12 protein-coding genes and 1 pseudogene are annotated in these 10,509 nt (G+C 74.0%); 3 read left to right on the top strand and 10 right to left on the bottom strand.

Going from position 1 to position 10,509, the window contains the following annotated elements; all coding sequences use genetic code 11:
* The 3 genes from DZF91_RS13985 to DZF91_RS13995 all read right to left on the bottom strand — a co-directional run.
* Nucleotides 1–805, bottom strand: an 805-nt coding sequence (locus DZF91_RS13985) for a uroporphyrinogen-III synthase (protein ID WP_235834273.1), incomplete at its 3' end; no start/stop codon positions are given.
* Nucleotides 795–1,022, bottom strand: a complete 228-nt coding sequence (locus DZF91_RS42005; RefSeq protein ID WP_235834274.1) for a nitrite reductase (NAD(P)H) small subunit — start codon at nucleotides 1,020–1,022, stop codon at nucleotides 795–797. The genes DZF91_RS42005 and DZF91_RS13985, both read right to left, overlap by 11 nt.
* Nucleotides 1,019–1,630: an NAD-binding protein gene (locus DZF91_RS13995; RefSeq protein ID WP_235834275.1), complete on the bottom strand. Its 612-nt coding sequence runs from the start codon at nucleotides 1,628–1,630 to the stop codon at nucleotides 1,019–1,021. Before DZF91_RS13995 ends, DZF91_RS42005 begins: the two co-directional genes overlap by 4 nt.
* A gap of 354 nt (nucleotides 1,631–1,984) precedes the next feature.
* Here DZF91_RS13995 and DZF91_RS14000 point away from each other — a divergent pair, with 354 nt between their 5' ends.
* Entirely contained in the window at nucleotides 1,985–2,560 is a 576-nt protein-coding gene (locus DZF91_RS14000) for an NUDIX domain-containing protein (protein WP_117357908.1), read from the top strand.
* Between the two features lie 30 nt (nucleotides 2,561–2,590).
* Here DZF91_RS14000 and DZF91_RS14005 read toward each other — a convergent pair whose 3' ends face one another.
* The 7 genes from DZF91_RS14005 to DZF91_RS14035 all read right to left on the bottom strand — a co-directional run bounded on the left by DZF91_RS14005 (nucleotide 2,591) and on the right by DZF91_RS14035 (nucleotide 9,155).
* A complete protein-coding gene (locus DZF91_RS14005; protein ID WP_117357909.1) occupies nucleotides 2,591–3,640 on the bottom strand; it encodes a pentapeptide repeat-containing protein in 1,050 nt (349 codons plus the stop codon).
* A 179-nt stretch (nucleotides 3,641–3,819) separates the two neighbouring features.
* A complete protein-coding gene (locus tag DZF91_RS14010; protein WP_117357910.1) occupies nucleotides 3,820–4,074 on the bottom strand; it encodes a hypothetical protein in 255 nt (84 codons plus the stop codon).
* Nucleotides 4,075–4,188: 114 nt separating this feature from the next.
* Complete coding sequence (locus DZF91_RS14015) at nucleotides 4,189–4,944, bottom strand: hypothetical protein (protein WP_117357911.1); 756 nt, start codon at nucleotides 4,942–4,944, stop codon at nucleotides 4,189–4,191.
* 125 nt (nucleotides 4,945–5,069) lie between these two features.
* Nucleotides 5,070–6,272: an ABC transporter permease gene (locus DZF91_RS14020; protein ID WP_199486624.1), complete on the bottom strand. Its 1,203-nt coding sequence runs from the start codon at nucleotides 6,270–6,272 to the stop codon at nucleotides 5,070–5,072.
* Nucleotides 6,269–7,204: an ABC transporter ATP-binding protein gene (locus DZF91_RS14025; RefSeq protein ID WP_199486625.1), complete on the bottom strand. Its 936-nt coding sequence runs from the start codon at nucleotides 7,202–7,204 to the stop codon at nucleotides 6,269–6,271. Before DZF91_RS14025 ends, DZF91_RS14020 begins: the two co-directional genes overlap by 4 nt.
* Nucleotides 7,205–7,215: 11 nt before the next feature.
* Complete coding sequence (locus DZF91_RS14030) at nucleotides 7,216–8,367, bottom strand: HlyD family efflux transporter periplasmic adaptor subunit (protein ID WP_117357914.1); 1,152 nt, start codon at nucleotides 8,365–8,367, stop codon at nucleotides 7,216–7,218.
* Between the two features lie 191 nt (nucleotides 8,368–8,558).
* Nucleotides 8,559–9,155 carry a hypothetical protein gene (locus tag DZF91_RS14035; RefSeq protein WP_117357915.1) on the bottom strand — a complete coding sequence of 199 codons (597 nt, stop codon included), beginning with the start codon at nucleotides 9,153–9,155 and terminating at the stop codon, nucleotides 8,559–8,561.
* Nucleotides 9,156–9,558: 403 nt separating this feature from the next.
* On the opposite strand from DZF91_RS14035, the gene DZF91_RS14040 reads away from it, so the two are divergent.
* Both DZF91_RS14040 and DZF91_RS39785 read left to right on the top strand, forming a co-directional pair.
* On the top strand, nucleotides 9,559–10,212 hold the full coding sequence (locus DZF91_RS14040) for a response regulator transcription factor (protein ID WP_117357916.1): 654 nt from the start codon (nucleotides 9,559–9,561) through the stop codon (nucleotides 10,210–10,212).
* Nucleotides 10,213–10,223: 11 nt separating this feature from the next.
* Nucleotides 10,224–10,509 (top strand): annotated as a pseudogene (locus tag DZF91_RS39785) (hypothetical protein); the annotation flags it as partial.

Raw genomic sequence — 10,509 nt, forward strand, 5'->3', positions numbered from 1 at the left:
CGGCCGCCAGCGCCCGCACCAGCGCCCCGAGCCGGGCCCGCTCCGGCTGCACCGTCGGCACCCCACGCCCGGTCAGCGCCCGCGCCGTCACCGGACCCACGCACGCCGCCACCACACCGTCGCGCAACGCCTCCAGCAGCGGCTCCTCCAGCCCGTCCCGCGCCGCGACCGCCAGCGTCGCCGCTACCGCCGGAGCGCTGGTGAACGTGATCGCGTCCACCGTCCCCGCCACCACCTGCCCCACCAGCCGCCGCAGCGGCGTCGGATCCTCCGCCCCCGTCCAGCGGTACACCGGGACCTCGATCACCTCCGCCCCGGCCGCCCGCAGCGGACCCGTCAGCTCGTCCAGCCGCTCCCCGTACAGCTGCACCGCGATCCGCGTGCCCGCCAGGTCCCGCTCCAGCAGCTCGGCCAGGACCTCGGCGCACGACTCCGACTCCGGCGACCACCGCTCCCGCAGCCCCGCCGACCGCAGCGCGCCCACCGCCTTCGGCCCGCGCGCCACCACCCCCGCTGCGGCCAGCTGGGACACCAGCGGCTCCCGCAGCCCCCACCCGTCCGCCGCCTCCAGCCACCTCCGGAACCCGATGCCCGTCGTGGCGACCGCGTGGTCCAGCGGACGCTCCAGGCACGCCCGCGTCGCCGCCAGCAGCTCCACGTCGTCCGCGAGCGGCGCCAGCCGGATCGCCGGAGCGTGCACCACCCGCGCGCCCCGCCGCTCCAGCAGCATGGCCAGCTCCTCCCGCCGGCGCGCCGCCGTCACCCCCACCGCGAAACCGGCCAGCGGCCCCTCCTCACCGCTCACCGGGCACCCCCGCGAACGGATCCAGATCGTCCACCGCGTGCAGGCCCCCGCCGGACGTCCGGAACGGCGCCACCTGCACGCCCGCGACCAGCGCCGCCACCCCGCGCTCCGGGACCGGCTCGTCGATCCGGCACATCCCGCGCCAACCGCCCACCCCCGGCCGGACGGCCTCCCGCGCCCTCACTCGCGTCCGCGTTCCCTCCCGCACCAAGGTCATCGGACGGCCACCTCCAGCTCCGGACCGGCCACCGCGACCGGCCCGATCTGATCACGCTCGGTCTCGAACACGCCCGCGCCGTCCTCCCCCGCCTCCAGACGGTCCACCGGAGCACCCGCGTGGACGGCCATCCCCAGCGCCTCCATGTGGCGACGCAGCTCCGCGCCACCGCCTTCGTCCAACTGGCGCGGCATCAGCCAGGACGCGCCTTCCAAGACCTGGGTGCCGACGTCGAGGTCTGGGAGGGCGCAAGCGGGTTGGAGGCTGAGGGGTTTGCTGCTGATGATGGCGCTCATCGCCGCTCGCCTTGACCAAGTAAGGTTCGTACAGTGGGCGCCGAGCGCGGCGAGATCGCCAGTCGTCCGGTAGACGAAGGCGCCGGGCAGATCGCGGCAACGCACCGGCGACACGAACGGGGCCGATACGGACGCGTCGTGCGGGGTGAGTGTGAAGTCGGCGCCCTCGGTCAGATGGGAGGTCAGCGCCACCCGGTCGTAGGCCGCCCGCGGCTCCTCCCCCAGGACGGTCACCCGGCACGCCTCGGCCGTGTCGCCCGCCCTCAGCGCCCCCACCAGCCGGTGCCCGGACGGGCCATGCCCGACGACCACCGCGCGAAGTGAACCCTCTCGGCCACCGTTCATGAACCGATCTTCAGCAGGGACCGTTTCGCGTCCGCGTCCCTCTTGTCACCACCGTGTTAAAAGCGCCTCACCCCTACCGGGCCGTGCCCGTCGGCTCAAACCGGGCGGGCCGGCGGCGCCGTGAGGAGAAGGGTCTACCGCTGCTCGGCGTCCTGACCGTGAACATGTCGAGCCATGTCGAGCGTTGTCGATCGCGGTCGGGGTGCTTTCGGCAGCCGCCTCGCACCGCCCCGAACGGATCAACGGCGGCGCGGACCGTCCACCGGTTCCGGGCCCCGCGCGCCCCGCCACCAGCGGGGTGCGCCCCTCTACGCTCGGAGCATGCCCGATCTCGCCTACATCGCCTCGCTCCCCCGCACCCGCGGCGCCGCCGCGGCGCTGCTCGTCGACGACCTCGGCCGGATCGTCCTGGTGAAACCCACCTACAAGGACGGCTGGTTCCTGCCCGGCGGCGTGATCGAGGAGGGCGAGTCGCCGCTGGCGGCGTGCGTGCGCGAGTGCCGCGAGGAGCTCGGGCTGACGCCGCGCCTCTCCGGACTGGTCTGCGTCGACTGGGGACCGCCGCGCGGTGACGGCGTGGACGCGGTCAACATCTTCGTGTTCGCCGGGCGCATCTCGGACGCGGAGATCGCCGGGATCACCCTTCCCCCGGACGAGCTGTCCGCCCACATGCTGGTCGAGCCGGAGAAGGTGCCCGAGTTCGCGCCCGCCCACATCGCCCGCCGCATGGGCCCCGCGCTGCTCGGCATGGTCGAGCCGGAGAAGGTGCCCGAGTTCGCGCCCGCCCACATCGCCCGCCGCATGGGCCCCGCGCTGCTCGGCATGGCCGAGCAGCGCGCCGTCTACCTGGAGGACGGCCGCGACCCCGGCCTCCCCAGCCGCGCCCTGACCTCCTGAACCGTCCGCGGCCCGGCTTCCCCGGTCCGCTCAGCGGTCCACCCTCGCGCCGCGCCGCACAGCGTCCTCGAGCGTCAGATCGGCTCCGCGCAGGTCGGCGCCGGTGAGGTCGGTCCTTCGCAGGTCGGCGTCCTTCAACCGTGCGCCGTTCAGGTTCGCCCTGGTCAGAAACGCGTCCGTCAGCTTGGCGCCGGGCAGGAACGCGCGGCTCAGGTCCGCCTCGGCCAGGTAGGCGCCGGTCAGGTTCGCACTCCCCAGGTACGCGCCGCCGAGGTGAGCGCCGGTCAGCGCCGCGCGCGTCAGGTTCGCGTTGTTCATGAGCGCCCCGGACAGGTCCGCGCCCGCCAGGTCGGCGTCGGCCAGGTTCGCCCCGGCCAACTGGGTGAAGGCGAGCGCGTGGAACGTCAGAGCCCGGTGGTGGAGGTCGATCGCGGTCAGGTCGAAGTAGCCTGAACCGCCCTTCGACGCGAGCCCCGAACCGACCGTGAGGGCGGCGTCGGTGTCGATGGCGAGCCGGGTCCGGTCCGTTCCGGCGGCCGGGTCCTGGGCGTGGGTGCGGGCGTAGGCGGCCAGCACCCGGACGATCGTGGCGCGGTCCCGTGCCGAGTCGTCGGCGAGCCTCTGCAGGGCGTAGATGCCGCCCAGCCTGACCTCGACCTTCTCCGAGCCGAGCTCCTCGACCGCCTTGGCGTAGCGGTCGGTGTCCTGGCCCTGGCGCGAGACGTCCAGCGTCTTGGAGGTGTAGACCAGCCCGGCCGCGGTGAACACCACGCCGACGATGACGACGAGGCCGGTGACCGACTGCATCAGCGCCGACCGCGCCTGGTTGACCGCCTCGAGCCGCTGCGGGACGGTCAGCGCGGCCCGTTCCGCCCGGGTCAGCGGGCGCCGCTCACCCGACAGCCACCGTGTCGCGGGGACCAGCAGCCACCACAGCACCAGTGCCGCCGCGCCCACCGACGCGGCGCCGCCCCAGACCCAGCGCGTCGTGCCCCCGGTCGTCCCGGCCTCGTAGCCCGCCCCCAGGACGGCCGCGACCGCGACGGCCACGGCGGGCAGCGCCACCCAGGATCCGCGCATCCGCCGCTCCCTCGCCCCGGTCGCGTGAAGGCAGCATGCTTCCGTGTCATGGGACGTCCCGGCCCGCGCGGCGGTTCACCTCGTCGCGGGGCCGGGAAAGGGCGGTCAAACGCGGCGGACCCGGGCGCGTCAGACGCCGACGGACCCAGGTGGGTCAGACACCTGCGGACGCGGGTGGGTCAGACGCCTGCCGGGACGTTGTCCCGGGCCTGGGCGCCGCGTTCCGGTTCGGCGGCGCGGGCGCAGTGCGCCGAGCAGTACCACTTCTGGTCGACGGCCACCCCGTGGCCGACGACGCGGCAGCCGCACTGCTCGCAGATCGGCGCCATCCGGGTGATCGCGCATTCGAACGAGTCGAAGACGTGCACCGCGCCCTGCGCGTGCACCTCGAAGCTCATGGCGTAGTCGTTGCCGCAGACCTCACACGTGGCCATGCCGTCCGTCCCCCCGTGTCACCCGCCGCCGACCAGGAATCTACCCAGGTCAGAGGCGGGTGATGCGCGGGTGCTCCGGATGGGGCCGGCGTCCCGGCCGTGCCGCGCCCCCGACTACGGCGTCGGGCGCGGTCCCGACGCGCGGCCGGGCAGGCGGACGACGGTCAACTCGACCTGGTCCTGGCCCTCCTCCCAGTGGGCGATGACGGTGCCGCCCTCCGGCGTGAACCGGTCCTGGACGCGCGGGTCGGCTCCCAGGTACGCCAGGCCCTCGTCGCCGTCGGTGCAGAAGAACCCCAGGTGGGCGGCCAGTCCAGGCGGTTCCAGACCGGCCAGCGCCTCCTGCCATTCCGCGGCGGGTTCCGCCTCGAAGGGGAGGAGGCTCTCGGGCCCGGCGCCGAGCGAGGTCGCGGCCCGCATCGCGTCGTACAGCGTGCCGTCGGAGACGAGCCGCGGGCGGCAGACGGTCCAGGTGCCCTCCAGGTCCGCACCGGCCAGGTCGTGCGCGTCCAGCAGGTCGGCCAGGTCGGCGCCCAGCACGAGACGGCCGGCGAACGCCGCCGAGGCGAGGTCCGCCTCGAACTCCGGCGGCAGGCCGTCCTTGCCGAACTCGAACACCGACCGGCTCGCGTCGAACGTCGGCACCGGCTCGTCCAGGTCGAAGACCGGGCTCTCCCAGACGACCGGCTCGTCGCCGCGCAGGGCGGCCGGGGACGTCCAGGCGGCGTCCCGCATGAAGTCGAGTTCGTCGATGAGGTTGCCGCCGAAGTACGCGGCGTAGTCGGCGTCCTGGTCGAAGTCGCCCAGGGGGCGGCCCAGCAGGACCTCGAAGGCGTGGGTGAGCTGGTCCCGCCACTGTTCAGTTGACATGGCGGGACGATATCCAGCCCATCCGTCAGAACCAGGGCCTTTCGGCATATCGCAGCGCGCGCGAACGTCAGGCTCAGACGGATTCCGTCGATCCCACTGATCGGCGCGTCCCTCCCTTCCGGCGGTCAGACGGTCCGCAGGGCCTCGGTCGGCTGCATCCGGGCGGCGCGCAGCGCGGGGACGAGCCCGGCGACCACGCCGATCGCCACCGCCGCCCCGACACCGCCCGCCCACGCCTCGGGCGGCACCACCACCGCCCAGTGCCTGGTCGCGGCGTAGGCCGTGGTGGCGAGCACGCCGGCGGCGACGCCGACCGCGCCGCCCAGCCCGGCGAGCAGGACCGCCTCGGCCAGGAACTGGACGCGGATGTGGCCGCGAGTGGCCCCGAGCGCCCGCCGCAGCCCGATCTCCGAGCGGCGCTCCAGCACCGAGACGACCATCGTGTTGGCGACCCCGACCCCGCCGACCAGCAGGGCGACCGCGCCGAGCCCGAGGAACAGCCCGTTCAGCGCGGACCGTGCGGCGGCGCGCACCACCAGCGCGTCCGACGGGTTGCTCACCGTGACCTGGCCGGGGTGCTCGGGGTCGGCGGTCGCGGCCAGCACCGCGTGGACGTTCTCGACCTGGTCGGTGGTGGAGCGCACGTAGATGGTGGACGGATGCCCGTCGAAGCCCAGGTACCGCATGGCCGCGGGGTAGCCGACCAGGACCGAGCCGTCGATCTCCGGCGCGAGCGCCGCGGGGCCGAGGATCCCGACGACGGAGAACCACCGCCCGCCGAGCCAGACGCGCCGGCCGAGCCACACCCGGTCCATGCCCAGCCGCTGCGCGGCAACGTAGCCGAGCACGGCCGCCGGCTCGTTGGCGGTGGCGGCGTTGAGGAAGCGGCCCCTCAGCACGCCGGTGCGGACGATCTCCGGCAGCCGCAGGCTGGTCGCCTGGACGGTGAGCGCGTTGGTGTTGACGTCCGGGACGAGCGGGCTCCGGTACACCTTCGCCTCGACCGCGCCGGTGCTCTGCACCTGTTCCACCGGGCCGATCCGGGAGATCATGCCGGGGGCGGTCAGGGGCAGCTCCGCGGCGGCGCCGGACAGGTCCTTGCCGGCGCTGACGGTCAGCATGTTGGTGCCGAGCCGGTCGATCTCGGCGAGCAGCCCGGCCTGGGACGATGCGGACAGCCCGAGCACGGCCACGATGGACGCGACGCCGATCGCGATGCCGAGCGCCGACAGCGCGGCGCGCAGCCGCCGGGTGCGCAGGCCGACGCTGGAGACCCGCAGCAGGTCGGCGAACGGGAGCCGTCCGGTGGGGAAGGAGGCGGTGGTCACCGGGCGCGTCCTTCCGCGGAGGCCGGCGCGGCGGACGCGTCCGGACGGGTGGACGGATCGACCTGAGGCGGGCAGGCCGGGGCCGGCGGAGCAGATGGGGCCGGTGGCGGTGCCGGGTCGTCCTGCCGGACGTCGGCGACGACCCGGCCGTCGAGCACCTCGATCCGGCGGGGCAGCCGGGCGGCCAGGTCCCGGTCGTGGGTGATGACGACGATGGTGGCCCCTTCGGCGTTGAGGTCCCTGATCAGGGCGAAGATGGCGGCGCCGTTGCGGCTGTCGAGGTTGCCGGTGGGCTCGTCGGCCAGCACGATCGCCGGGCGGCCGACCAGGGCGCGGGCGATCGCCACCCGCTGCCGCTCGCCGCCCGACAGCCTGGACGGGATGTGCCCGGCGCGGTGCGCCAGCCCGACCCGCTCGAGGGCGTCGGCGGCGGCCCGGCGGCGCAGCGCCCTCGGCACCCCCGCGTAGAGCAGGCCGTCGGCGACGTTCTCCAGCGCGGTGGTGTGGTCGGCGAGGAAGAACTGCTGGAAGACGAAGCCGATCGTGCCCGCCCGCAGCCGCGACAGTTCCCTGTCGCCCATCCGCTCGACCTCCGCGCCGGCGATCCGGACGATGCCGGTGGTGGGACGGTCGAGCGTCCCGATGATGTTCAGCAGGGTGGACTTCCCCGAGCCGGACGGCCCGACGATCGCGACGAGCTCCCCGCGGCGGATGGTGAAGCCGACCCCGCGCAGCGCGGGCACCGGCGGCTCGCCGGGGTAGAGCTTGCTCACCGACTCCAGCTCCAGCACCGGCTCGGCTTCGAGCCCGGCCGCCACTGGGGCCTTACAGGCGTCCTCGGCCGTGGAGCCGAAAGGCCCGGTTCCGTAGGGCAGGGTCTGCTCGGGGCGCGTGTCGTCGGCCCGCGCCGCGGTCACGTCGTCAGCGGTCATGTCGTCGGCGCTCATGAGGTCGGCACCACGACCTTCTGCCCGGGGACGACGCCCTTGCCGGTGATCTGGACGTTTCCGGCGGTGTCGTCGAACAGTCCGAGGGTGACCGGCACCAGGTGGTGCGAGCCGTCCGCGTCCACGACCTCGATGCCGTAGCCGCCGCCGAGCAGCGCCAGCAGCGCGTTGACCGGGACCATCAGGGCGCCCTCCACGCTCTCGGTGGTGATCGACACTCCGACGGGGGCCCGGTCGAGGCCGCCCGTCGCCTTGGAGTCGGCGGGCGTGATGGCGACCGAGACGGTGGACCGGCCGCCCTGGCCCTTCTTCACCACGGTGCCGACCGACGACACCGAGCCCTTGACGTCCGCACCGCTGGGCAGCGTGATCACGACCTTCTGGCCCTCCTTCAGCCGTTCCTGCAGGGACGCGTCGACGTCGACGTTCACCTGCCGCCGGGTGGAGCTGCCCGTGAGGACCACCCCGCCCGGCTGGGCCGGGCCGCCCAGCCGGGCCTGCAGCGCGGTGACCCTGATCCTGGTGACGCCGATGAACACGACGTCGCCCTTGCCGAGCCTGCCGGTCTGCTTCACGTCGAGGGCGTCCTGGAGGCTCTTGACGGCGGCGGCGGTCGCCTCCGTGTAGGTGTCGGAATCCGACGAGAGGGTGCCGTGGACGTCGTGTCCGGAGGCGGCCAGCGCCGCGTTGAGCTCCCGCACGTCCGGCCCGGACATGCCCTTCCTCAGGTCCCGGTACATGGGCGTATCGAGGCCCTTGAGGAACACGACCGGCCGGCCGTTGACCCGGTAGAGCACCTGCCCCTGCCGGACGACCTGGCCGAGCCGGGGCAGTCCGGTGATGACGCCGGACGCCTGGTTGACGGCCTGGTAGCCGCCCGCGTAGGTCAGCGTCCCGCTCACCGAGGTGCGGGCGGTCAGGGTCCCGCGGGTGACGGTCGCCGTGCCCGTGGGGACGGTCGTCGGGGGCTTGCTCCGGCCGCCGCCGTCCTCGGCCATGTAGTACCCCGCGCCACCCACGACGACCGTGACGACCGTGACGACCACGACGGTCGTCACGATCCGCCGGCGCCGCCTCCGGATCGCCGCGGCGGTGCGCGGCGATCGGGTCTCCGGTTCGCTTTCCAGCGCGGTCGGTGCGGCATTCATCGGCCGGATCCCTCCATTGTTCCCCCTCGCATTCGTCGGCGTTTCTGATTCGATCCTGTCGGGGGCCGAGTTTCGGCCGGGTATCGTCACCGGCCCCTTTTCAGAAACGGCGTCCCTGAAAGGCGTGACACCTTCCCCGGACGCCGCCGGGGCGCGCCGACGACCGGTTCTCCGGCCGGGCAGGCGGACGGTCAGCCGCCCGCCTGCCCGGTGGCGCCCAGGAACTGCCGGCACGCCTTCTCGGCGGCCTGGAAGACGGGGTTGCCCGGGGTCATTCCGATCTTGTCCCCGTCGAGGTTCACGCCGCCGTTGGGATTCGGGTCGGGGTACTTGACCACGCCGTGGGCGCGCATGCACTGCGCGTGCTTCAGGGCCACGGCACGGTCCCTGGGTGGGTTGTCGCCGGCGCCTCCGGCCGGCATCAGGGACTTGCAGGCGGCGTCGGCGGACTTGTAGGTCGCCGTGTCGGACCCCACGTCGTTGCCGTTGACCTGCAGTCCCTTGCCGAGGACCGGGTCGGGGAACCTGCTGATCCCGTGCGAGCGCATGCACTTGGCGTACTTGAGCAGCCCGTCGTAGACCTGCTGGTCGCTCGGGGCCTTGCCACCGCCCCCACCTCCGCCTCCGCCTCCGCTGCCCTGGGGGGCGCCGGTGCCGTCCACCGCGGCCACGCCCTTCTTGCCTCCGTCGTCGGACGACCCGCACCCGCTCGCCACCAGGGTGAGCAATGCCAGGCCGGTGGCCAGCAGGACGGTCGCGGGCGCGCGGCGCCCGATGCGTGGTTGCATGATCTGCTCCTTCTGTCAGCGCACATCTGACATGGAGTTCTACCGAGCGGGTGGTTTCGGAGAGGTATCAACCAACGACCGCCCTTCGCGCAAGTGTCCATATGTGTTTCCCTGGAAGCCCTGCACGCTCCGCGAATTGTCCACCACGACAGTTCTCTGTCGCCGTCCCGGGATGGACGGTGCGCCCCGTTTTCGATTCCGAGCACGTAAACGTACCGCCGCCCCCCTGCCCGGGGAGGAGGTCGACGGCTGACATAGGGGGCCGGGGCCGCGGAGGCTGAGACCTCCCTGAAACCGGGGGCGGGGGCATGATGGAGCCGTGGTCGGCCGCGCGTCCCGCGCATCCGGGATGGCGCGCCGGGAGCGGTGGCTCACGGGGACTGTTCCGTCGGGAGGAGCGCACGTGCGGGTCCTGGTGATCGAGGACGACGAGGAGCTGGCGCAGGCGGTCGCCGTCGGCCTGCGCCGCGCGACCATGGCCGTGGACGTGGCGTTCGACGGCCCGTCAGGACTGGAGCGCGCGCTCGTCAACGACTACGACGTGGTCGTGCTGGACCGGGACCTGCCCGGCCTGCACGGCGACGAGGTGTGCGCGCGGCTGATCCTGGCCGGGAGCCGCAGCCGGGTGCTGATGCTGACCGCCGCCGCGACCACGGAGGACCTGGTGGACGGCCTCGGCATCGGCGCCGACGACTACCTGCCCAAGCCGTTCGACTTCCCGGTGCTGGTCGCGCGGATCGGCGCGCTCGCCCGCCGGGCGCACCCGGTGGCCCCGCCGGTGCTGCGGCACCGCGACATCGTCGTGGACACCGCGCGCCGGAGCGCGGTGCGCGGCGGCCGGCGGCTCGACCTCGCGCCGAAGGAGTTCGGCGTGCTGGAGGTGCTGCTCGCCGCCGACGGCCGCGCCGTCTCGGCCGAGGAACTGCTGGAGCGCGTCTGGGACGAGAGCGCCGACCCGTTCACCAAGACCGTGAAGGTCACCGTCAGCCGGCTCCGCGCCAAGCTCGGCGAACCGCAGGTCATCGCCACGGTCGCCAAGTCCGGCTACCGGATCTGAGGGGCCCGTCCGTGCGCCTTCCCCGTCTCCTGCGGACCGTCCTGGCCGGCCGCACCGTCCGCCTCCGCCTCACGCTGCTGTACGGGGCGCTGTTCCTGGTCTGCGGGACGGCGCTGGTCGGCATCACCTACCTGCTGGCCAGCCGGTCGACGCCCGGCGTCTACACCTTCCGGGGCCCGGACGGGCAGACGAACGCGCTGGCGAGCGGTTCGTCGGCCCCCGGCCCGGACGGCTCGTCGCGGTCGGCGGCGGGCGAGGGCGGCGGGAGCGGCACGAGCGCGCCGAGCGACCGGGCGC

The organism is Actinomadura logoneensis (genome assembly GCF_003428695.1).
Lineage (GTDB): Bacteria > Actinomycetota > Actinomycetes > Streptosporangiales > Streptosporangiaceae > Spirillospora > Spirillospora logoneensis.